At 64.9% G+C, this 22,684-nt stretch carries 20 protein-coding genes and 2 pseudogenes; 13 read left to right on the forward strand and 9 right to left on the reverse strand.

Features of this window, described 5'->3' with window-relative positions; all coding sequences use genetic code 11:
• Positions 1 to 6: 6 nt before the first annotated feature.
• From J4G43_RS33995 to J4G43_RS34005, 3 genes and pseudogenes are all read right to left on the reverse strand, one after another.
• Entirely contained in the window at positions 7 to 612 is a 606-nt protein-coding gene (locus J4G43_RS33995) for a hypothetical protein (RefSeq protein WP_208087596.1), read from the reverse strand.
• Complete coding sequence (locus tag J4G43_RS34000; RefSeq protein ID WP_028147462.1) at positions 605 to 1,291, reverse strand: DUF2135 domain-containing protein; 687 nt, start codon at positions 1,289 to 1,291, stop codon at positions 605 to 607. Before J4G43_RS34000 ends, J4G43_RS33995 begins: the two co-directional genes overlap by 8 nt.
• Positions 1,288 to 1,987: pseudogene (locus J4G43_RS34005) on the reverse strand (MotA/TolQ/ExbB proton channel family protein). The gene J4G43_RS34000 and the pseudogene J4G43_RS34005 overlap by 4 nt, the downstream one beginning before the upstream one ends.
• Here J4G43_RS34005 and J4G43_RS34010 point away from each other — a divergent pair.
• The 5 genes from J4G43_RS34010 (at position 1,890) to J4G43_RS34030 (ending at position 5,917) form a co-directional block, all read left to right on the forward strand.
• Positions 1,890 to 2,105, forward strand: a complete 216-nt coding sequence (locus J4G43_RS34010; RefSeq protein WP_225005892.1) for a hypothetical protein — start codon at positions 1,890 to 1,892, stop codon at positions 2,103 to 2,105. The pseudogene J4G43_RS34005 and the gene J4G43_RS34010 sit on opposite strands and share 98 nt — an antisense overlap.
• Positions 2,106 to 2,245: 140 nt before the next feature.
• A complete protein-coding gene (locus J4G43_RS34015; protein WP_208087597.1) occupies positions 2,246 to 3,616 on the forward strand; it encodes a sensor histidine kinase in 1,371 nt (456 codons plus the stop codon).
• 7 nt (positions 3,617 to 3,623) lie between these two features.
• Positions 3,624 to 4,274 (forward strand): response regulator, encoded by a 651-nt coding sequence (locus tag J4G43_RS34020; RefSeq protein WP_208087598.1) that lies wholly within the window; start codon positions 3,624 to 3,626, stop codon positions 4,272 to 4,274.
• 218 nt (positions 4,275 to 4,492) lie between these two features.
• Complete coding sequence (locus J4G43_RS34025; protein WP_208089489.1) at positions 4,493 to 5,524, forward strand: MBL fold metallo-hydrolase; 1,032 nt, start codon at positions 4,493 to 4,495, stop codon at positions 5,522 to 5,524.
• Between the two features lie 102 nt (positions 5,525 to 5,626).
• On the forward strand, positions 5,627 to 5,917 hold the full coding sequence (locus J4G43_RS34030) for a hypothetical protein (RefSeq protein ID WP_071912433.1): 291 nt from the start codon (positions 5,627 to 5,629) through the stop codon (positions 5,915 to 5,917).
• Positions 5,918 to 5,953: 36 nt separating this feature from the next.
• Here the strand turns inward: J4G43_RS34030 and J4G43_RS34035 are convergent, their stop codons facing one another.
• Complete coding sequence (locus tag J4G43_RS34035) at positions 5,954 to 6,541, reverse strand: TetR/AcrR family transcriptional regulator (RefSeq protein ID WP_028158450.1); 588 nt, start codon at positions 6,539 to 6,541, stop codon at positions 5,954 to 5,956.
• A gap of 568 nt (positions 6,542 to 7,109) precedes the next feature.
• Between J4G43_RS34035 and purB the strand changes: the two genes are divergently transcribed.
• Positions 7,110 to 8,417 carry an adenylosuccinate lyase gene (purB, locus tag J4G43_RS34040; protein WP_208087599.1) on the forward strand — a complete coding sequence of 436 codons (1,308 nt, stop codon included), beginning with the start codon at positions 7,110 to 7,112 and terminating at the stop codon, positions 8,415 to 8,417.
• Positions 8,418 to 8,535: 118 nt separating this feature from the next.
• Positions 8,536 to 9,708, forward strand: a complete 1,173-nt coding sequence (locus J4G43_RS34045; protein WP_085404318.1) for a M20 aminoacylase family protein — start codon at positions 8,536 to 8,538, stop codon at positions 9,706 to 9,708.
• Between the two features lie 66 nt (positions 9,709 to 9,774).
• Here J4G43_RS34045 and J4G43_RS34050 read toward each other — a convergent pair whose 3' ends face one another.
• Positions 9,775 to 11,553: an ATP-binding protein gene (locus tag J4G43_RS34050; protein WP_321576283.1), complete on the reverse strand. Its 1,779-nt coding sequence runs from the start codon at positions 11,551 to 11,553 to the stop codon at positions 9,775 to 9,777.
• 141 nt (positions 11,554 to 11,694) lie between these two features.
• On the opposite strand from J4G43_RS34050, the gene J4G43_RS34060 reads away from it, so the two are divergent.
• Complete coding sequence (locus J4G43_RS34060) at positions 11,695 to 13,056, forward strand: ABC transporter substrate-binding protein (protein WP_208087601.1); 1,362 nt, start codon at positions 11,695 to 11,697, stop codon at positions 13,054 to 13,056.
• Between the two features lie 68 nt (positions 13,057 to 13,124).
• On the opposite strand, the gene J4G43_RS34065 is transcribed toward J4G43_RS34060, so the two are convergent.
• Together J4G43_RS34065 and J4G43_RS34070 are read right to left on the reverse strand one after the other, a co-directional pair.
• Complete coding sequence (locus J4G43_RS34065; RefSeq protein WP_208087602.1) at positions 13,125 to 14,450, reverse strand: LVIVD repeat-containing protein; 1,326 nt, start codon at positions 14,448 to 14,450, stop codon at positions 13,125 to 13,127.
• Positions 14,451 to 14,521: 71 nt separating this feature from the next.
• Positions 14,522 to 16,425: pseudogene (locus J4G43_RS34070) on the reverse strand (acyl-CoA synthetase).
• A gap of 247 nt (positions 16,426 to 16,672) precedes the next feature.
• Between J4G43_RS34070 and J4G43_RS34075 the strand changes: the two are divergent.
• Together J4G43_RS34075 and J4G43_RS34080 are read left to right on the forward strand one after the other, a co-directional pair.
• Positions 16,673 to 17,785: a SecDF P1 head subdomain-containing protein gene (locus tag J4G43_RS34075; RefSeq protein WP_208087603.1), complete on the forward strand. Its 1,113-nt coding sequence runs from the start codon at positions 16,673 to 16,675 to the stop codon at positions 17,783 to 17,785.
• Positions 17,786 to 18,044: 259 nt separating this feature from the next.
• Positions 18,045 to 18,851 carry a Crp/Fnr family transcriptional regulator gene (locus tag J4G43_RS34080; RefSeq protein WP_071912420.1) on the forward strand — a complete coding sequence of 269 codons (807 nt, stop codon included), beginning with the start codon at positions 18,045 to 18,047 and terminating at the stop codon, positions 18,849 to 18,851.
• A gap of 13 nt (positions 18,852 to 18,864) precedes the next feature.
• Here the strand turns inward: J4G43_RS34080 and J4G43_RS34085 are convergent, their stop codons facing one another.
• Both J4G43_RS34085 and J4G43_RS34090 read right to left on the reverse strand, forming a co-directional pair.
• Complete coding sequence (locus tag J4G43_RS34085) at positions 18,865 to 19,506, reverse strand: glutathione S-transferase family protein (RefSeq protein ID WP_208087604.1); 642 nt, start codon at positions 19,504 to 19,506, stop codon at positions 18,865 to 18,867.
• A 299-nt stretch (positions 19,507 to 19,805) separates the two neighbouring features.
• A complete protein-coding gene (locus J4G43_RS34090) occupies positions 19,806 to 20,357 on the reverse strand; it encodes a cytochrome b (protein ID WP_208087605.1) in 552 nt (183 codons plus the stop codon).
• 169 nt (positions 20,358 to 20,526) lie between these two features.
• Here J4G43_RS34090 and murI point away from each other — a divergent pair, with 169 nt between their 5' ends.
• The 3 genes from murI to J4G43_RS34105 all read left to right on the forward strand — a co-directional run bounded on the left by murI (position 20,527) and on the right by J4G43_RS34105 (position 22,612).
• Positions 20,527 to 21,324: a glutamate racemase gene (murI, locus tag J4G43_RS34095; protein WP_208087606.1), complete on the forward strand. Its 798-nt coding sequence runs from the start codon at positions 20,527 to 20,529 to the stop codon at positions 21,322 to 21,324.
• A gap of 61 nt (positions 21,325 to 21,385) precedes the next feature.
• A complete protein-coding gene (locus J4G43_RS34100) occupies positions 21,386 to 22,159 on the forward strand; it encodes an HpcH/HpaI aldolase family protein (RefSeq protein WP_028147477.1) in 774 nt (257 codons plus the stop codon).
• A 69-nt stretch (positions 22,160 to 22,228) separates the two neighbouring features.
• Entirely contained in the window at positions 22,229 to 22,612 is a 384-nt protein-coding gene (locus tag J4G43_RS34105) for a cupin domain-containing protein (protein ID WP_085404308.1), read from the forward strand.
• Positions 22,613 to 22,684 lie beyond the last annotated feature (72 nt).

Genomic DNA, 22,684 nt, shown 5'->3' on the forward strand with positions numbered 1-22,684 from the left:
AAGAGCCTATTGCTCGTCCTTCGGCGGCATCCGGCGCGGCGGAATCGGGGTGAACACCGCGCCTTGCGCGCCGGCGGGTGGTGCCAGGAATTCGCCGGTCGAGGAATCGCCGCCGCTGGTCTCCAGAATGGTCTTGGGCGTCACATATTCCCGGACCATGTCAATGAGACTGCCATCGCCGCCGCCGAAATCGGCGGCACGGCCGCCTTGCGGATGTCCCAGCGCGATCTCGTTCTCCGCCGCATGGGTCTTGTCGGCCAGCCTGTCATTGTAGGGCACACGAAAGGCGCGCGGGATGCCGCTCGGGCGATTGTCGTCATCCAGCTGCTCGACCCAGAGATAGATCGAGCCGGGATCGCCTTCCAGCGAATGCGGCTCGACGATGCGGGCCTTCAGCAGCTTGAAGGAGGTTGGCAGCCGGTCGGCGCTGGCCCAGCCGAGCAGTCCGCGCATCTCGGTGAAGCTGACGACATAGAAGGCGCTGGTCACGACCACTGCGACCGCCTTGAACGACCAGTGTAGCCGCGCATAGACCAGCACGACCAGCAGCAGCGCGCCGATGACGGCGTAGGCAACCGACAGCGTGAGGATGACCGTCTGCAGGCTAGTCACGGCGCACCCTCACAGCGTTCTTGCTCACCCCCGTCCGCGGGTCGAGATCGGCGCCGTTGCGCCAACTGCTGCGGAACGTCTCCAGCAGCGATTTCGGCCGCTGATCCACATTGACGACCTTTCCTTCCGCATCGAGCCGGAACCGCACCGCGGTCTTCTCGTCGCCGGTGTGATCGAGCGTGAATTTGTTGTCGAAGACCACCTGCGCGGTCGGATTGAGCTTCTGCACCTTCACATTGGCCTGGACCGGTTCGCCGGTCGTCGCCACGAAATGTGAGACGTTGACGGTGTATTCGCCGGCGAGGATGCCGCGCACCGTGACGATCTCCTCGCGGATCGGCGAGGCGATCTTCTTACCGTTGACCATGATGAAGTCGTTGGCCCCGCCCCGGTCGTCGCGATCGAGCGTGAGGAAGCCGGCTTCGCGGTGGCGGTACCAGGCGATGTTGCCGGCGGGATCCTGCACGAACAGGTCGAGATCGTCTGGATGGCTGTCCGGCCAGTCCAGCGTGATCATGAACTCGGCCTTGGAATCGATCTTGCCGTCCTTGGCATCGGGCGACACCGCGAGGAGCGCGAGGAAGAACAGGAAGGCGATCACCTGGAGCGCCTTGAACAGCATCACGCCCAGCGGATCGAACGGCTCCTCGCGCGGATAGAGACCAAAGTCATCCATCATGACGCGGTTCCAGTGCCTTTGCGCTCCAGCACCGGCGTCACATAGGTCTCGGTCAGCACCACAGCATCCGAGAACACCCGCTGGGTCGCGGCATCCAGCATGTAATACTGGATGCGGACCAGGATCGAGCCGACGAGGCCTGCGAGCGTGGTGTACATCGCGACCGCCATGCCGTCGCTCATCAGCCCCATCGAGGAACGCATCGCGACCTTGTCGGCGGCATCCAGCCCCGCGATCGGCGCCAGCATGATGATGAACCCGATGATGGTGCCGAGCAGGCCGAGCTTCATCAGCGTGTCCGAGACGAAGGCACCGAAGCCGTTGGAGCCGCGCAGCCGGTCGGCCAGCGTCCGCAGCAGCAGCGTCTGGTCGACCGCCCGGTAGTCCTGCGCGGACGCTTTCGTCACGAGGCTCTCGATGTGGTCCCGCACCAGCCCGCGTGGCAGCGCGGCCGCGCTGCCGTCGAGCACCTTGCTGCCCCCGGGCGCCGCGAGCACCGCCCGGCACCGCCGCGCCTTCACGGGCGATCGCCCGTGTCCGCAGGAAGCAGTGGCCGCAGGTAAGGACATAGAGCAGCGCGATCACGCTGGAAATGTAGGTGCGGTCCGAGGTCAGCATCAGGCGGATCAGGCCGAAGCGCCACAGCAGCACGACGGCGAAGATCGACAGTCCGGTGAAGATCATCCAGAACAGCAGCGCGCTGCGCTCGGATGGGTCGGCAGCAGACCCCGCGATCGGTCCAATCGTCATCGAACTCATGCTGCACTGCTCCTGGCTTGCAGGGATTGGCCTGCAACGATTCCACCCCGATTAGATCAAAGCCGCCGCGTCCAAAGAGCCATGCCCAATCCGGCTTGGGAAATTTGCCCGAGCTGCAATCCGGCCCCAACCCCGCAATTGGCAAGGCGCGGCGGCGTTGTTAGGCTGACCTTACCAAACGTTGAGGGTGATCGCATGCGCCTCGTGCTTCAGCTTGTCGCCCGTCTGCTTCTCATCGTCGCGCTCTGCCTTGGCGCTGCGACCGTCTGGGCCACGTTCGACGCCTATCGCAACGTCGAACGGGCGACCGCGGCCTCGGCGCAGCGGGTCGCGCAGGCGCTTCAGGCGCTGTACTGGCACGAGTTCTTGTTGCGCAGCAGCAGAACGCGCGAGCAGCTCTTGCCGGTTCCGGAGTGGCGCACCCTGGAGACGATGAAGCTGATCTCGCCCGGCGTCTGCGTCGAGTTCCAGCCGGCCATCGCATTCGAAAGGCCGCTGTGCGGCCAGAGCGTGGGGCTAGGCAAGACGCCGCCGCACTGGTTCACCGCGATCGTACCCATCTTCCTCGGCAGCCACGCCGAAGTGATAAGGCCCGTCAGTCCCCGCGCGGCAGCCGCCGGAACGGTCGTCGCGACGCCGGATGCCGCAGCGGCCATCTCGCTTGCCTGGGAGTATCTCCTCAACGTGGTTGATGTCGCGCTTCTGATGGCGGCGGCGATCGCGCTCTTGGCGTCGCTTGCCATCGCGCACGCGCTGGCGCCGGCGCGCACCATCGTCGCCGCGCTCCAGCGCATGGCGCGGGGCCAGTATCGCACGAAACTGCCGCGCTTCCGCTCCATGGAGCTGGCGATGATCGGCAGCGCCGTCGGCGAGCTCGGCGGCCGGCTGGAGGAAGCCACCGAACAGCGCGCGGCGCTGACAAGGCGGCTGATCGAGATCCGTGACGACGAACGCCGCGCGCTCGCCCGCGAGCTGCACGACGAGTTCGGCCAAAATCTCTCCGCCATCCTCGCCTTCGCCAACACGATCGAGACAGCAAGCGCGAAGGAGAGCAAGGATAACGGAATCGCGCAGGACGCACGCATGATCTCGCAGGCCACCCATCATCTGATGGCCTCGCTGCGCGATGCGCTCAAACGCCTGCGCAATCCCCTCCCCGAGGAGCTTGGGCTCGAGGCCAGCCTGGTCAATTTGGTGGATAGCTGGCGCTCGCAAAGCGCAGCGCAGCCGACCATCCGGCTCGATCTCAGGGGCGACCTCACCGACATCAGCGGCCCGGCCGCCACCACCGCCTATCGCGTGGCGCAGGAATGCCTGACCAACGCACTGCGCCACAGCTCGGCGCGCGAAATCTCCTTGCGCATCGAGCGGCGCGCCGGTGACGACGACGCGTTACTGATCCGTGTCGAGGACGACGGCGGCGGCGACGCGGCACGCGTGGCGCAGTCGACCGGCTTCGGTCTCACCGGCATCCGCGAGCGGGTCGCGGCGGCCGGCGGATCGCTGTCGATCCTGCCTGCGCGAGGAGGCCTCAGCGTCGCCGCCACCATCCCGCTCGCAGCGTGAGGCCGACATGAGCGAGGTCGCGGCAACAGGCATCTCCGTGCTGCTGGTCGACGACCATCCGATCGTCCGGCAAGGCTACCGGCGCGTGCTGGAGAGCCAGGGCGATCTCCATGTCGTGGCGGAGGCCGACAACGCGGCCGACGCCTACGGCGCCTTCAAGGCGCACGACCCTGATGTCGTCCTGCTGGATATCTCGATGCCCGGCGCGAGCGGGCTGGAGGCGATCCGCAACATCCGCGCGCGCAGCCCGCGGGCGCGCATCCTCGTCTTCACGATGCACAACGAGGCCGTGCTGGTGAAAGCCGCCTTCAGCGCCGGAGCCAGCGGCTTCGTCACCAAGAGCAGCGAACCCTCCGTGGTCGTCACCGCGATCCGCAGCGTTGCGCGCGGCGAGCGCGCCATGAGCGACGACATCGCGCACATTTTGGCCGAGGACAGCCTGTCGGCGGGCTCGGCGCTGGACCAACTGGGTGAGCGCGAGATCGAGATCCTGCGCCAATTCGCCGGCGGCGCGACGACTGAGCAGATTGCTGCTCATCTCAATCTCAGCGTCAAGACGGTGCAGAACTATCACTATTTGATCAAGACCAAGACCGGCGCGCGCACCGACGCGCAACTCGTGCGGCTGGCAGCGAGCTGCGGGCTGACGAGGATCTAGAGCTTGGCGGCTGGACGCCTATCTGGTTCCGGCCGGCCGCCCCAACGAAGGTCTCCAGTCGCTCTCGGATTGTGCTAGGCTCGATCGCAGCCACGGCATCCGGCACGAGACCGCCGGTGGATGTCTGTTGGGCTCCGATCTTGACGCGAGCCTCCCGGCTCTTTCGAAGCCGCCCTCGTTCCCGTTGTATGTTTTGCATGACAACAGGAGACGCTTCCATGAACATCAGGGACAGTCTTCTTGCCGCACTGATCGCCTTCAACGTTTTCGCGACCGGAACCACCGAGAGCGCAGCAGCCGACGCGAAAGACCAGATCACCATTCTTTATGACGCCTTCGGCACAAATGACGCGATGACAAAGGACTGGGGTTTTTCCGCCCTTGTCGAAGTCGCGGGAAAACGCATCCTGTTCGACACGGGTAACGACCCCGAGATCTTCGCGGCAAACGTGAAGGCCAGGGGCGTCAACCTCTCGGACCTCGACTTTGTCGTTCTTTCGCACCGCCACTCCGATCATATGGCGGGCTTGTCCTACGTCCTGAGCGTCAATCCGACCGTCAAGATCTACGCGCCGAAGGAAGGATTTGGCATCTACGGCTCTTCGCTGCCTTCCACCTTCTTCCGGAAAGACGAGGCCCTGCCACCGGAGATGCGGTACTACGGAGGCAAGCCCCCAGCGGTGATGAAGTTCGGCTCGGCATGGGCCACCGCAAACTTCGAACTGATCGATCAGACGACCGAGATTGCTCCTGGGATTACGCTGATTTCGCTGATCTCCGACGCGCCCGGGACAAGAGAGCTCAAGGAGCTGTCTCTGGCCGTCAACACCGCAGAAGGCGTAGTCCTTCTGGTCGGTTGTTCGCACCCCGGGATCGAGCGCATTGTCGAAGCGGCGACCGGGATCAATCCCAAGATTCATCTCATCGTGGGCGGATTTCATCTGGTCGTGGCGCCTGACGAGGCAATCGCGAAAGTCGTTACCGCTCTGAAGGACAGGTTCAAGGTCGACACCGTAGCACCGGGACATTGCACCGGTGAACCGACTTTTGCCGCGCTCAAGAAGGCGTTCGGCGACAGCTATCTTTATGCCGGCCTCGGCACGTCGATTCCGGTTGGAACGAGTGGGAATGTCCGACGCGGGGAAGGTCCAACGCTTGACGACCTTGCGACATATCGGAAACTGGCCGGGCGCGAAGACCCGTTCGGCATCTTGCGGTCTCGCGGCCAGCGGTCGGGATCCGCGCTCTAGCGCGGCGGCGCGCAGTTCGCGCCTTTATCCAGCGCGTGAGGCGAGCGGAATGGAACCGACACCGTCGCGCTTTGGTTAGCAGCAGAGTGAAGGAGTTGCGCCATGAGTAAGGCCATGCACCGAACGGTCGTCGATCCTCCGCTCCTCACCGTGGGCGAGCTCATCGACGAACTCTGCCGCTTGCCGGATACGGCCGTCGTCCACTTCCGCTGCCCCGCACTCGACCAGGAGCTTACATTCTACCGCATTCGGAAGCGGTCGAAGGACGCTGTCGAAATCGCGGTGAACACATATCCGGAGAGCCCGCCGGTAGTCCCATCCGCCAACGGAAGGCAATCGACCCACTCGCCTGCCCTTCGCGAGGAGGCCCTTTTGCACAAGGCGAAAGGCTGAATCGACGGTTACACGCTTTGGCGGGACCGTGTCGGTCTAGGCCGCCTTCAACCCGCGCAGCACCAGCGCCAGGGTCGCATCGACACGGGCGGGCAGGTCGGCATCCTTCCACTCGTCGGCGTGGGCCGGGTGGTGAAAGCGGACGGTGGCATCGAAGATGGCGCGGGCGGTGGCCTTGACGTCGCCCACCTCGAACACGCCCTGCTTCACGCCGTCGGTCAGGATCGACGCGATCTGGTCGATCATGGTGTCCTTGTGGCACTTGACGGCGGCGCAAGCCTCGCGCGCCAGCGTCAGATAGGTGTCGAACATCTCGGGATCGTCGAGCACACGCGAGCGCTTGGCGGCGAACAGCGTGCGCAGCCAGCGGTCGAGTCGCGCCGGCGCCGGCCCCTGCTCCTCGGCGATCGCCAGCAACGGCGCGTCGATGCGATCCAGCCAGCGTTTGGCGACGGCCTCGCGCAGCGAGGCCTTGCTCGGGAAATGGCGATAGACGCTGCCGTGGCTCACATCGAGCGCACGGGCAACGTCAACCACGGTGGCCTTGGCAAGTCCGTAACGTCGCAGAACGTCCTCGGTGACTTCGAGGATCCGCTCCGGCGTCAAGATCACGGCTTCATTCATGCCAGCACCATGTTCCCGTTGAGGGCTCAGTTACCCGGCGATGGAGCTGCTTCCGAAGCGCCCGTGCCGGTCGTTTCGGAAAGCTCTCGCCTTAATGAGGCAGTTTTGCAGCCTGCGCCGCGATCTGGCGCGCAACCAGTAAATTGAGCCAATGCCCAATCGTTCCGGTGAAGTTGATGATTTCGGTCGTCATTGTCTTAAGTCTCCATTCGTCCGCGGTCCCCACCTCCTTATGTCCCGCGATCCGCAAGTGTTTCGGACCTCGGGCTCCCCGGGCGGGTCGCCGCGGGACGCCCAATCGGAGCGTCCGAGAACGGATATACACGTCCCGCTGACAGATTTCAATATCTGTCAGTCAATGATCCGTGATTGACAGTTAATTTTTGCGGGCGGCGTCTCCTCGACCTGGGCTAGTTCCTGGGGCGGTGGATAGCTCGCCGATCCCCCTCGCCTGGGGTGTCCAGATCGTTTGTTTCGCCCTGCCCGCTCTGCTAAATCACGGCGTAAAAAGCATTTTGGCCGGTCGCCGCCCCCTTGGGCCGCCCGCCCACCTTCCTGGAGCAGTCTGATGATCCCCCGCTATACCCGCCCGGAAATGGCCTCGATCTGGGAGCCGCAGACCCGGTTCAAGATCTGGTTCGAGATCGAGGCGCACGCGGCGGACGCCCTCGCCGAACTCGGGACCATCCCCAAAGAGGCCGCCAAGACGGTATGGGCCAAGGCCAAGGACGCCACTTTCGACGTCGCCCGCATCGATGAGATCGAGCGCGAGACCAAGCACGACGTCATCGCCTTCCTGACCCACCTTGCCGAAATCGTCGGCCCCGAGGCGCGCTTCGTACACCAGGGCATGACGTCCTCGGACGTGCTCGACACCTGCCTCAACGTCCAGCTCGCCCGCGCCGCCGACCTCCTGCTTGCCGATCTCGACAAGGTGCTGGCCGCACTCAAGAAGCGCGCCTTCGAGCACAAGATGACGCCGACCATCGGCCGCAGCCACGGCATCCACGCCGAGCCTGTGACCTTCGGCCTCAAGCTCGCTTATGCCTATGCCGAATTCACCCGCGCCAAGGAGCGCCTGATCGCGGCGCGCAAGGAAGTCGCGACCTGCGCCATCTCCGGCGCCGTCGGCACCTTCGCCCAGATCGACCCGCGCGTCGAAGAGCACGTCGCCAAGGCGATGGGCCTCGTCCCCGAGCCGATCTCCACTCAGGTCATCCCGCGCGACCACCATGCGATGTATTTCTCGACGCTTGGCGTGATCGCCTCCTCGGTCGAGCGCATTGCCGTGGAGATCCGCCACATGCAGCGCACCGAGGTGCTGGAGGCCGAAGAGTTCTTCTCCGAAGGGCAGAAAGGCTCGTCCGCGATGCCGCACAAGCGCAACCCGGTGCTGTCGGAAAACCTCACCGGCCTCTCCCGCATGGTGCGCGCCTATGTGACGCCGGCGCTGGAAAACGTCGTGCTCTGGCACGAGCGCGACATCTCGCACTCCTCCGCAGAGCGCATGATGGGCCCGGATGCCACCGTGACGCTCGACTTCGCGCTGGTGCGCCTCGCCGGCCTGATCGACAAGCTGCTGGTGTACCCCGCCAACATGCAGAAGAACCTCGACCGCCTCGGCGGCCTCGTGCATTCGCAGCGCGTGCTACTGGCGCTGACCCAGAAGGGCGCAAGCCGCGAGGACGCCTACAAGCTGGTGCAGCGCAACGCCATGCCGGTCTGGCGCGGCGAAGGCGACTTCCTCCAGCTCCTGAAGAAGGACGCTGAAGTGAAGAAGTATCTCACCGACGCCGAGATCGAGGAGCAGTTCGACCTCGGCTATCACCTCAAGCATGTCGACACGATCTTCAAGCGCGTGTTCGGCGAGAGCTGAGCGCGCGTCCGCAGAAGCTGCCGGGTGGTTAGCCGCAGGCATCACCCACCATTCCTCGTGACACGGCGGTGAGTTACGCTACGCTAACCCACCCCACGAACAAGAAACGGATCCCCTCATGCCCATCGTCAACCGCGTTGCCGCCCTCTCCGACGAAATGGCCGCCTGGCGCCATGACTTCCATGAGAACCCGGAGCTGCTCTACGAGGTCCATCGCACCGCCGGCATCGTCGCCGATCGCTTGCGCGAATTCGGCTGCGACGAGGTGGTGACGGGCATCGGCCGCACGGGCGTCGTCGGCGTGATCCGCGGCCGCAAGTCGGCCTCCGGCAAGACCATCGGGCTGCGTGCCGACATGGACGCGCTGCCGATCATGGAGACGTCGGGCGTCGCCTACGCCTCCAAGGTTCCCGGCAAGATGCACGCCTGCGGCCATGACGGCCACACCGCCATGCTGCTCGGTGCCGCCAAATATCTCGCCGAGACGCGCAATTTCGACGGCACCGCGATCATGATCTTCCAGCCTGCGGAAGAAGGCGGCGGCGGCGGCAAGGCCATGGTCGAGGACGGCTTGATGACGCGCTGGAACATCCAGGAGGTCTACGGCATGCACAACATGCCGGGCCTGCCCGAGGGCCATTTCGCGACCACGCCCGGCGCGATGCTGGCCTCGTCCGACAACATCCAGATCACCGTCCACGGCAAGGGCGGCCACGCCGGCGCCGGTCCGCACAAATCCGTCGACAGCGTGCTGATCGGCTCGCAGATCGTCAACGCGCTGCAGTCAATCGTCGCGCGCAACGTCGATCCGCTGAAGTCCGCCGTCATCTCGATCACGCAATTCCACTCCGGCACGGCCTTCAACATTATCCCTGAAGTCGCCGAGCTCGGCGGCACCGTCCGCACGCTCGATCCTGAAGTGCGCGATCTCGTCGAGCGCCGCATCGGCGAGGTCGCCGAGAGCGTCGCCCGTGCCTATGGCGGCTCGGCCGAGACCAAGTATACGCGGATGTATCCGGTGACGATGAACCATGCGCGCGAGGCCGGCCTTGCCGCCGACGTCGCCCGCGACATCGTCGGTGCCGAGCGTGTCAACGACAAGTTCATCCCGATGATGGGCGCCGAGGACTTCTCGTTCATGCTGGAAGCACGTCCCGGCGCGATGATCCTGGTCGGCATGGGCGACGGCAACGAGTGCCATCACCCGGCCTATGTCTTCAACGACAACATCCTCGGCCACGGCGCCTCCTACTGGGCTCGCCTGGTAGAGACGCGGATGCCGGCGGGCTAGCGCCGCTTCGCGGGAGCCGTGGCCCCGGCGCCATTCGCGCCAAAGGGCCACGCCACGCGGAGCCCGTCATCGAGCCGCAGAGCGTTGGCCCGTTGGCTCATCCGCCTCCAGCGGACGAGATGCGGTCTCGTCTGAGGCGAGAGGCAGGGTGAACTGGAAGAAGGCGCCCCGCGGCTCGTTTGCGCCGGCCCACATCCGCCCGCCGTGCGCCTCGATGATCGAGCGGCAGATGGCGAGACCCATCCCCATGCCTGTGGGCTTGGTGGTGTAGAAGGCTTCGAACAGGCGATCCACGTTCTTCGGATCCAGCCCCGGACCGGAATCCCGCAAGGTGACGTGGACGCCGTCGGATGCATCCCGACCGGTGCTGATCAGCAACTCCCGTCCCCCCTCGCCGACCGCGGCCATCGCCTCGATCGCGTTGACGATCAGGTTGAGCACCACTTGCTGAACTTGAACCCGGTCGGCCTGAATCGGCGGCAAGCCCTCGGCAAATTGCATTCGCACCGAGACGCCGTTCTTGAACGCTTCGCTGCGTGTCAGCGCGATGACCTCAAGCACCGCCGGGTTGATCTCCAGAGTCTCCTTTTGCGGGGGCGCGTTCCTGATGAGCGCCCGGATCCGGCCGATGATGTCGCCGGCTCGCATACCGTCACCGGTGATCCAGTCGAGGGTCTGTCGAACCCGCTCCAGGTTTGGCGGTCGCGCCTCCAGCCAATTCAGCCCGGCCTCGGCGTTCGCCACGATCGCGGCGATCGGCTGGTTGACTTCATGGGCGATCGAAGCGGTTAGCTGTCCCATCGTGGTGACGCGATTGGCGTGCGCGAGCTCCATCAGCGCTTCACGGTAGCGCCGCTCGTGTTCGCGGCCTTCGGCTTCCGCCCGCTTGAGAGCCGTCAGATCAAGGACAAAGCCGACGCCATGATCCGTACCTTCTCCGAACATGGTCCCGCCGATCAGCACCGGAACACGGCTTCCGTCCTTCCGCACATACTCCTTCTCGAATGGCTGGGCCGTCCCGATCCGCTTCAGTTCCGCCACGGTATGCAAGTCGCGGTCGCGCCATTCCGGCGGCGTGAGGTCGGTCCGATGCAGGCGCCCTGCGGCGAGATCTTCCCGGTCGTATCCCACGATGCGCAGGAAGGCATCGTTGGCCTCGAGAATGCGCCCCTCGACTTCCCAGATGATGATGCCGATGATGTTGGCATCGAACAGGCGCCTGATCTTGATATCCCGTGCTGCAAGATCACTCTGGAGCTGGATGTTCTCCTCGGTCGCCTCCCGCCGCCGTTTCGCTTCGAGCCGCGCGAGCGCCAGCGCCGCTGCGGCCAGCGCGACGACGAGCACAACGGCGCCGGCGATCAGCCAGGTCCAGCGTTGCTCGAATGCTTCTGCGCGCGCCTCCCGGCCGGCGAGCCGAAAGCGCTCGTGATCCACCATCTGGTCGATTTGCGAGCGGATCTCGTCCATGCTGCGGATCATTGCCAGCGCGGCCAGCCCGGACGTGCCGGCCGTCTTCAGCAGCTCGTCGATCTCGCGCAGCGTGGCTGTAACGGTCAGCGCCAGATGTCCGGCCCGAAGGCCCTGCAACGGATCATCCGCCACCAACATCTGCAGCGCCTGAGCCTCGCGCCGTACGCTTTCGTCAGAGACGCCGTAGGCCTTGAGATAGGCGGGGTCGAGGGTCATGAGATACCCGCGCCTTTCAGTCTCCAGTTCCGCGACGATCGCCCGCAGCCGATCAAGCGTTTCGAGGACCTGGCGGCTATGCTCGATGAAGTGATGAGCTGCTTGCCGCTCCTGCCTCGTGTGACCGCGCGTGTTCTGGTGCCGACGCCAGAGCATGATGGGACAATAGCACGGATAAGGAGGTCGGGAACCCGACATTCATCGGATACGCCAGAGGTCGGGCCGTGATGTCGCAGGACTGCGGCACCGTGCGTGTGCTATGGATGAATGCCCTTGGTTGATTCAAGGAGCATCATCATGGCACAGGGTGAAAACTCATTGAGCCATCCGGCGAGCCGCCGCAGTTTCATCAAGGGACTGGGGGCGGCTGGCGCGGGCCTGACCGCGCTGCCGCGATGGGGCTTTGCCGAGGATTCCGCTGCGGCTAACGCCAACGCCGCGATCGACTGGAAGCAATTTGCGGGACAGACGATCGCACTTTCGGGTGCGATCCATCCGTGGTCGAACGCGATCGCGCCGCTGTTGCCGGAGTTCACCATCCTCACCGGCATCAACGTCACCATCGATTTCCAGCTGGAAACCACCTACCTCGGCGCGCTGCCGATCAGGCTCGCTCGCGGCAGTAGCACGCCCGACGTCTTCATGTTCACGACCTATGGCCAGGGCATCACGAACGGATGGGTGGAGCCACTGAACGGCTATTATTCCATGAAGTCGCTGACCGACCCCGCCTGGTATGACGAGAGCGACCTGCTCAAGACGGCCCGCGCCTTCCCGCTGTGGTCGGACGGCGAACGGTACGCGGTCCCGATTACCTCAGAGGCGACGACCCTGTTCATCAACAGCGATGCGCTGGCAGCCAAGGACCAGCCGGTACCCCGGACTTTCGACGAGCTGCTTGTCACCGCCAAGGCGGTCAAGGGCAACGGGATGTCGGGGATCGCGATGCGGGCCCAGGCGAGCGGCAATTCCTCCCCGCCAGCCATGGGCTTCCTGTTCTCCTACGGCGGGGCCATGGTCGAGCACAACAGGGTCGTTTTCGCGAGCCCGGAGGGGATCGCGGCCGTCGAGATGTACGGACAGTTGCTCGGCCAGGCCGGGCCTGCCGGCGTCGGCAGCTACGAATGGTACCACGTGCTGGACGACTTCCTGCAGGGGCGGACGGCCATGGCGATCGACAGCAGCAACTTCGCGACCGACATTTCCAATCCAGCGAAAAGCCGTGTCGCCAAGCAGGCCGGGTTTGCAACCTTTCCGCATCTCGCTGGTCGCGGCCCCGTCCCCTTCATGTCGCACTGGCAGGCGTGCATCAATTCCAAATCGCGAAACAAGCGCGCGGCTTTCCTGTTCCTGCTCTGGGCGACGAGCAAGGCGACCTCGCTGCAGACTGCTGCAGCAGGGCTGGCGACGACACGCGTGTCGGCCTGGTCGAGCGAGGGCTTCAGGAAGGCGTTCGGTTCGCAGGCCGCCGAGGCGGCGCTGATCAATTTGCAGAATGCCGATGTCGACCGCGCCAAGGCGATTCTTTTCCATCCGCAATCGAGACTGATCCTGGACGCCTTCATGATCGGCGTGAATGAAGTGGTCAACGGGGCGAAATCGGCCAAGGATGCGATGACGGGCGCGGCCGAAAGGGCCAATGCGGCGATCCGCGGGTAGCGGCGAGGCGTCGCCCGATCGGAACAGGTGGCCACGCGGACAAGTCGCCGACTCCCGCTGCGCGGCGATTACCCCTGATATTGCAGCACGTGCATTCCGGCATTCCAGTCCGACACGAACATCAGCCCGTCGGGCCGCACATAGGAATCGCAGGTCTTGGCTGCGAGCGCGACGTTCGGGCGGGGGTCGACGAGTTTTTTCGGTGTCGGCGGCACCCAATACGCGATCTCCTTCGGCGCAAACTGATCCCTGACGTCAAACACCCTGACGCCGGCATTGTTGTAGGTCGCGAAAATCGTCTCCTCGCTCTGGAAGGAGCCGGGGCGGTTCTCGTGCAGATTATGCGGACCGAAGGTGCCCTTCGCACAGAAGTCGCGATCGCGTGGCGTCGGCAGCGTCGCGATCGGCACCGGATTTTGCGGCGCGCGCACGTCAAGCACGAATGTGTGAAACAGGCCCTTGGCGCATTGATCCGCATTGGCTTCATCCGCGACGATGGCGAGCTGGCGCTTGGGCAGCGGCAGCGGCGTATGCGTGCCGCCAGCGAAGGGCGGCGACCAGTTGATGTGCGAGAGCAGCTTCGGATTGGCGGGATCGCCGATGTCGTGGATGGTGAAGCCGCCGTCGCGCCAGGCGGCATAGCCGCGATCGCCCGCCGTGATCATGTGATGCAGCGCAAAGCGCTTGCCCTTGGGCGTCGCCGGCTCGCCGGCCGCGCGGTTCATGCCCGGCAGCCACCATTTCGCGACGATCTCCGGCTTGGTGATGGTCTTGAGATCGACCACGCAAAGGATGTGGTCGGTGAAGCCGTCGAAATGCGCCGACACATAGGCGTAGCGGCCGCCGGGCCACCACAGCCGGTTGATGCCGAAGCCCGGCATTTCGAGGAACGCGACCTCGCGCATCTCGCCCGGTTTCGAGATGTCGTGGATCGACAGGCCGGAGCGGAATTTCTTGGCCTTGGTGATGCTGTCGGCGAGCGAATTCTCGAAATAGCCGCGCATGCTGTCGTAGGACTGCATCGCGACGATGTTGGCGCCGTTCGCAAGCAGCAGCAGGTCTTCCGCCACCTGCAGATGGTGGGTGCGGGTGTATTGCCCGGCAGTGAAGAAATTGACCGGTTTCAGTGCGCGCGGATCGGATGCGTCCAGGATCGTCACGCCGTCGCTGAACATGTGTCCGACATAGACGTGCTGCCGGTTGAACATCACCTGCACGGTGTCGGGCCGGCCGCCGACATCGCTGTACGAGATATGCTTGATGCCCTTGCCGATGCCCTCCGGCGGAATGTCCGGCTCTGACGCCCATACCGGCCGTGGCAATCCGGACAGCGCAGCGGATCCGAACACGGCCGACAATTGTTGAAGGTGACGGCGGCGAGAGAGTTCAGGCATCGGCTTCCCCCCATTTTTTGAGAGGATGATGCGCGCTCGCGGCGAGGCGCGCAAGCCTCGCGTGCCCTTACCTACGCCTGCACCACCTCGTGCCGCATCACGAATGGATCGAGCAGCGTGTGCACCTCGCCAGCGACGAGTTCGTGCTGGTCTGCCGGCAGGCCCGCGAGCGTCACAGTGGCGATCGAGCCGTGGCTGCCATGCGCGCCGACCTTCACCTTGCAGTCGATGCCGCGCGCGATGATCGGCGACAGCACCTTGGTGAACACGCGCTGCGCGGCATCCCAGCGCAGCTGTGGCTTGAACACCTTGCCGACGCCGGTCACCGGCATCGGATCGATCGGAATGACCTGCACCGGAACGGCCGCGCGCTCCGGCGTTCGCGCACCCAGGACTCGAGCTCGCCCGGCTGAATGGTCGCGCCCGGCTTCAGCTGCACATAAGCGACCGGCAATTCACCGGCATAGGCGTCGGGCTGGCCAACCACGGCGGCGAAGCCGACGGCGGGATGGCGAAACATGATCTCTTCGATCGGCGCCGGATCGATATTGTGGCCACCGCGGATCACGAGATCCTTGGCGCGGCCGGTGATCCAGAGGTAGCCGTCGGCATCGAGACGTCCGAGGTCGCCGGAGTTGACCCAGACCTCGTCGACGAACGCGCCCTTGTTGTGCTCGTCGTTGAGATAGCCGCCGAACACGCCGGGCCCGGCCATGATGACGACGCCGATCTCGTCGGCTGCGCAGTCGCGGATCAGGCGGCCGTCAGCATCGAGCTGCACAATGCGCACGCGCGCGTAAGGCATGGGAAGGCCGACCGAGCCGAGCCGGATCGGCCGGCTGGGATAAGCGAGCGTGTGCACGCTCGAGGTCTCGGTCATGCCGTAGACCTCGACCACCGGCAGCTTCAGCTTCTCCTGGATCGCCGAGCCGACGGCGACGGGAATCGCCGAGCCGCCGCCGGCGGCATATTTCAGGCTGGAGATGTCCGCATTGCCTTGCGGCACCGCAAGCGTCGCCGCCAGCACCGTCGGCACGCTCGACAGCGCCTCGGGCTTGAAGCGCTCCACCAGCCCCCAGATGTTCTTCACCGAATTCGGGTTGCGCCAGCCGCTCGGCGACAGCACGACCAATGAGCCGCCGGCGGACAGCGTCAGCAACACCTGCGTCAGCGATCCCCCGACGTGGAATAGCGGCATGCCGAACAGCATGTTGGCGCCGGGCTTCGACTTCAGCAGCAGATTGAGCGCCCAGGCCTGATAGACCTGATTGGCGTGGGTGTGCCGCACGAGCTTCGGCGTGCCGGTGGTGCCGCCGGTGTGGAAATAGGCCGCGATGTCGCCACCCGGAATCTTGCGCCCGCTGATAAGCCGGTCGGACGGCTGCTGCTTGATCAGATCGTTGAAGGCGAAGATGCCCTTGTCCGGATCGCCTCCGCCGAACACCTGCACGATCGCCTTGAGATGTTTCAGCTGCGGGCGGATCTGCTCGACCTTCTGCCAGATGTCGGTGCCCGGCATCGGTCCGAGCGCAACCAGAACCTTGGTGTTCGCGGCCTCAAGGATCTCCGCGATCTGGTGCGGCTCAAGCAGCGGATTGACGGGATTGGCGATGCCCGCGGCCTCGGCGCCGAACAGCGTCACGAAGGCGTCGGGCACCAGCGGCAGCATGAAGCTGACGACGTCGCCCTTCTCGACGCCGAGCGCGTGAAACATGTTGGCGGCCTGCGTGACGCGCGCGACGAAATCGCGATAGGTGACCACGAGCGGCGTATCGGCCGGATCGGCGTTTTGCAGGAACTGGATCGCGGCCCCGTCGGGGTTGCGCGCCGCACCGAGCCTGATGGCGTCATAGGTGCTCTCGGCCGCGACGCGATCGGCGTAAGGGACCTGCTCGAAGGCCCGGACCTCTGCGTCCGTCGCGAAGTCCGGATAGTCGTTGCCGATGAACCGATCGAGCGCGTGGATGCCCGCCATGGAATTCCGTCCTCCCTCAGATGCATTTCCCCGCCCCCTGTCTTTTGACATTTTGGTCGGCGAGGCGTCGACCGATAGCCGATCGAGCGCGGACAGAATGATGGATGATTGAGCGTTCGTCCATGGCCGAACGGCTACGGCCGTAGCACGCGTCTTCGAGGCCATTGAACCTCCCCGCCCGATCCGGGGACCAAGAACATGCATCGGACTCCCCTGCCAGCGTCCTGCCGCAAGACTTGAGGAAATCATGACCACGCCCCCGCGGGATCGCGTCACACGGCTGATTGTCGCGCTCGCCGTGACCTCGGCGATCATGACTTCAGCGGTCATGATTTCGGCGATCATCCTGCCTCGCGCGGCACTCGCCGAGGACGGCCAGTTCGACAAGATGCGTGCCAGGATCGCCGCCTTCGTCGCCGACAAGATGGAGAAGCTGGGCGGCTCGCGCATTATCTACAAGGTCGATACCGACGGTTTGCGCGAAAGCGTCGTCACGGATTTGCGCGACGATGTCTACAAGACCCTGCGCGAGGGCAAGATCGCCTTCTCCGGTCTTGCGATCCGCGACGCCGGCGTGGAGGTGAAGATCGCGGATGCCAAGGGCCGCGAACAGCTCGCACGCAAGCTCGCGTCGGCCGCGGAGGGATTGCCGTCGCATGCGCTCACGGTGACCGATGGCGGCGACGGACTGGTCAGGCTCGCGCCGACCGATGCCGCATCCGCGGCCCGGCTGCGCGATCTCGTCGAAGATTCCATCGCCATGATCGAGCAGCGCCTCAAGGATGCCGGCATCAACCTCGCCGGCGTCCTGCCGGATGGCACGGATCGCATCCGCATTTTCATCCCGGGTATGATGGAGCCCGCCCGCGTGACCGCGGTCTTCGCCGGGAAGGTCAAGGTCAGCTTCCGCCTGATCGACGTCTCGATGCCGGCGGAGCAGGCGCAATCCGGCACGCCGCCCACGGGCACCGAGGTCCTGCCCGGCTTCAAGGACGAGCGCCATTACCTAGTCGCCAAGGACAGCGCGCTCGACGGCGACGACATCAGCTATGCCGGCCCGGGATTTGCCAGCGGCACGAAAGACCCGATCGCCTCGTTCCGCTTCAACGGCCGCGGCACGCGGCGCTTTGCCCACGTCACCGAGGAGAACATCGGAAGGCCCTTCGCCATCGTGCTCGACGGCAAGGTGATCTCCGCCCCCGTGATCCGCGAGCCCATCACCGGCGGTTCGGGCCAGATCTCCGGCAATTTCACCCTGGAGGAAGCCAATAGCGTCGCGATGCTGCTGCGCGCCGGTTCGCTGCCGGGGCACCTCGACCTCGTCGAGCAGCAGGTCGTGCAGCCCGCCGCCAAGCCGTAAGGCTGGTCGCCCTGCGCCCCGCCCCGTCGGGGCGCCACGGTCCACGACGCCGAAGCCCGCGCCCCGGGGGGCCCGAATCACGGGCGCGCGACGGCCATGCGCACAACCAACGGGCAATTGCCGAAACGCCCGATCAGGCTAAAATTTGCCTCTTGCGGCATGGCGGCCGAAGGCTTCATTTCAAGCGGTCGTCATTCGATTTCGGCTATACGTGTCGAGCATACCGACCAGGACTGAAGGCCTTACGCGGGGTTAGTACATGCCGTCCGGCAGCGCAGACATTTCCTCGATCCTCGACCGCATTCTGGATGCGGCGACGGACAACCTCAGGATCGCAAAGATCCTGGTCCAGATGGGCCTCGATCCCAACAACGTCACCTACGACGCGATCTTCAACCGGTTGCTGGAGATCTTTGTCCAAAACATTACGCTGGCCAATCTGTTCGCCGCGGTCGGCGCCGGCTTCTTCGTCGCCACCCTCCTGATGCGGACGATGGTGCCGCTGCGCGTCGCCAACATGGTCGGCTGTGCATTCTTCGCCGTTTTCGGCGCGCTCTCGGCCAACGTCTCGACCTTCCTCCTCTATCTGTTGCTGCTTCCGATCAACGCCCTGCGCCTGCGGCAGATGCTCAAGCTGGTCAAGAAGGCGCGCCATGCGGCCGAAGGCGACATGTCGATCGAGTGGCTCAAGCCGTTCATGACCGAGCGCAGATATCGCAGTGGCGATACGCTCTTCAAACTGGGCGATCCCGCCAAGGAGATGCTCCTCACGGTCACCGGCAAGTTCCTGGTCAAGGAGATCAATGTGGAGATCGGGCCCGGAGCTCTCATGGGAGAGCTCGGCTTCCTCACGCCGGACAACCGGCGCACCGGAACGATCGAATGCGTCGAGGACGGACAGGTGCTGACGATCACCTATGACCGCTTGCTCGAGATTTATTTTCAGGACCCGCAGTTCGGCTATTACTTCCTGGTGCTGACCAGCCAGCGCCTGCTGCAAAACATCGACCGCTTGCAGAAGCAGCTGGCGAGCGAGCGGTCAACGACCACGAACCGGATCGCGTGACCGGCGCCGCGGCTCAGCTCAGCAGCAGCGCCATTCCCGGATCGCCCTTCTCCATCGCGCGCCGGTAGGCCGGGCGGGCACCGACGCGGCCGAGATATTTGATCACATTCGGGCAGCGCGACAGGTCATAGGGCTGGAAGTAGCGCATCGTGGTGAGCGAGAAGCCCATCATGATGTCGGCGGTGGTGAAGGTCTCGCCCGCCAGATATTCGGCGTCGCGAGCACGTGCATCGACCAGGTCGAAGGCGCGGTCGGTACGCCCTCTGCTCGCGACCAGCATCGGATTGTCCTCGGCGAGCTTGAGCCGGTTCAGGATCATCAGCCGGCCCATGCCGGCCTGCAGCGTGCCGTTGGCGAAGTGAAACCAATACAGGAACTGCGCGAAATCAGGATGATCAGGACGGAGCGCAAGGCGCCCGTCGCCGTATTTGGCCATGATGTAATCGACGATGGCGCCGGACTCGGCGAGCACGAGGTCGCCGTCGGTGATGACGGGCGCGCTCCCGATCGGGTGCAGCGCCTTGTAGTCGGGCGGCGCCAGCATGGTGACGGAATCGCGCGCGTAGCGCTTCAGTTCGTAGGGAATTCCCAGTTCCTCGCAGAGCCAGACGATGCGCTCGGATTGCGACTTGCCGAGATGGTGGACGGTGAGCATGGCGTCTCCTGCGACCGTGAGTTGGACCTGCCGCGACGCCGCATCTTAACCCGTCATTGCGAGCGCAGCGAAGCAATCCAGACTGCGACCGCGGAAAGACTCTGGATTGCTTCGCTGCGCTCGCAATGACAATGGGGAGAGAGCATGCCCTGACACTTTGCTCGCGTGCCCCGGACGCAGCGCAGCACGAAGTGATGCGCTGCAGAGCCGGGGCCCATGTTGCGGTCGGTACCGTGGCCTCCTGGGTCCCGGCTCTGCGCAGCAGCGTTGCACGCTGCAGCGCGTCCGGGACACGAGACCTACCCCGCCTCGTCCGCCACCATCCGCGCCACGACGCGGTCGCGGCGGATGAAGTGGTGCCAGAGGGCAGCGACCACGTGAATCGCGATCAGCGCCAGCAGCACATAGGCAAAAAGGATGTGGCGGTCCTCATAGGCGCCCGCCGCCGCACGGTCGGGAGAGGTGAATTGCGGCACGTGAAACAGGCCGAAGAAGTCGGAATAATCCGGCGTACGCGCGCCGGAATGCGCCCAGCCCAGCATCGCGACCAGGATGACCACGAGATAGAGCGCGCCGTGGCTGATATGGGCCGCGATCTTCTGCCAGCGCGAGGTTTCGGGCGGCATCGCGGGCGTCGGGTTGACGGCGCGCCAAGCCAGGCGCAGCACGGTCAGCAGCAGGATCACATAGCCGATATCGGCGTGGATCGAGCGGTAAAAGAAGCGGTCGGGACGCGCCGGGATGTGGTTCATCCACCAGCCGAAGCCGATCATGGCGAGGATGGCCAGCGCCAAAATCCAGTGCAGCCACCGGGAAACGCTGCCCCAGCCGTTACTGGTATTTCTGATCATGTCGGCTCTCCGGAGTTTTGCGGATATGTCCCCGTCCGCAGCGCAGCTGCTGATAGCGGGAACTTGCGGCAACCGTGAAATTGAATCGTTCCAAATTGGTCCCAAACGGCCCCGCCGCAAAACCGCCCCAAAAACCGAATGGTAACCATGGTGCCCTTAAGGTAGCGACGTGACCTATTCTCCGACGATCCTGGTGTTCGATTCCGGCCTTGGCGGACTCACGGTGCTCCGCGAGGTCGTGGCCGCGCGCCCGGACGCGCATTTTGTCTATGTCGCCGACGATGCCTTCTTCCCCTATGGCCACCACAGCGAGGACGAGATCATCGCCCGTGTCGTGCCGCTGATGGGCGAACTGATTGGCACGCACGATCCTGACCTCGTCGTCATCGCCTGCAACACGGCGTCCACCCTGGTCCTATCTCACTTGCGCGCCGCTTATTCCCTGCCCTTCGTCGGCACCGTGCCGGCGATCAAGCCCGCCTGCGCGCAGTCGAAGAGCCGCCGCGTCTCGGTGCTCGGCACCAAGGGCACGGTGAAGCGCGAATACACCAAGGCGCTGATCCGCGATTTCGCGCTGGGTTGCGAGGTGACATTGGTCGGCTCGCCCGAGCTCGCCTCGCTGGCAGAAGCCGCGCTCAGCGGCCATCCGATCAGCGACGGCGACATCCTCGCCGAACTCGCCCCCTGCTTCGTCGGTGATCCCGCGGACGCGACATCGCGCACCGACACCGTGGTGCTCGCCTGCACGCACTATCCGCTGCTGCTCGACCGGATGAAGACGCTCGCGCCCTGGCCGGTCGAATGGATTGACCCCGCGCCCGCCATCGCCCGCCGCGTCTCCGACCTGCTCGGCGCGCAAATCGGCGGCATCGCGCAGTCCGGCGCCGAGATGATCTTCACCTCGAACCGCGTGCATGGGCTTTCGGCCACGCTGACGCCGTTCTTCGGCGGACGCGCACTGGTCTGACCTTGCGCCTCGACGGCGCGCTGCTAGGTTTCGCCGTCGCCATCTTCGCAGGTTCATCCCCATGCCGGTCCCCGCAACGCCGCTCAATCGCCTCCGCCAATTGTGGAGCGAAGGGCGCCCCGCCTTCGGCGCAATCGCGACAATCCCGAGCGTGCAGACCGTACAGATCATGGCGCGCTCGCTCGACTGGATCATCGTCGATCTCGAGCATGGCCCGATTGGCTTGACCGAAGCGCATGCGATGATTGCGGCCACGACAGGCACGCCATGCACGCCCCTGGTGCGGATCGCGGCTAACGAGCCGTGGCTTGCGAAAGCGCCGATGGACATCGGCGCCTTCGGCATCAATTTCCCGATGATCACCAATCGCGCCGAAGCCGAGAAGGCGGTGCGCAGCGTGCGCTATCCGCCGCGCGGCGATCGTCTCTGGGGTCCGTTCCACGCGCCGTTCCGCTGGGGCCAGTCGATGCCGGACTACATGGCCGGTGCCGACGACGAGATGATCTGCATGATCACCATCGAGCATGTCGAGGCCGTCAATCGCATCGACGAGATCATGGCGACGCCGGGCATCGACGTCGCGGTGATCGGCCCCGGCGATCTCGCGACGTCCATCAACAAGCGCGGGCAGATGGACGATCCGGAATTGCTGGAGCTGGTCGCCCGCGCCGAGGCCGGCATCCTCAAAAGCGGCGTGCCGATCGGCGGCGTCGCCCGCACCGCAGACCAGGCCAACGCCCTGGTCGACCGCGGTTATCGCGCGATCGCGCTGGGTTTCGACTGGTCGCTGTTCCAGCGCGGCATCATGGCGGCGTTCGAGGGAATCAAGCGCTGAACGAGCCGATCGCGGCCTTGCCGGGAACTGCGACGCTGCTAGGGTCGGCGGTTCCAGGGAGGAAGAACCATGCTCAAAAAGACTTTGCTCGCTCTCGCCTTCACCAGCCTCGCCGTTGCGGCCTTCGCCCAGCAGACCGGCATCAAGCGGACCCCACTGCAGAAGGTCGAATTTCCCGACGGCTACAACACCGTCACCGCCATCGCAGAGGTCCCGGCGGGCGGCGCGGCCGGACGCCATACCCATCCTGGGGTCGAAACCGGCTACGTGCTCGAAGGCGAGCTGAATCTCCTCATCGACGGCCAGCCGGAGAAAACCCTGAAAGCCGGGGATTCCTACCAGATCCCGGCAGGCGTCGTGCACGACGCCAAGGCTCATGGCGACAAGGCCATGAAAGTGCTTGGAGTTTATATCGTCGACAAGACCAAGCCGCTGGCCTCGCCGGCGCCCTGATGCGGCAAACCGACCGGCCCCAGGCGGGTTGGTTCGTGCTAGAGCACGCGGCGAGCGGGCCACCCGCTCACT

The sequence above is a fragment of the Bradyrhizobium barranii subsp. barranii genome (assembly GCF_017565645.3).
Classification (GTDB): domain Bacteria; phylum Pseudomonadota; class Alphaproteobacteria; order Rhizobiales; family Xanthobacteraceae; genus Bradyrhizobium; species Bradyrhizobium barranii.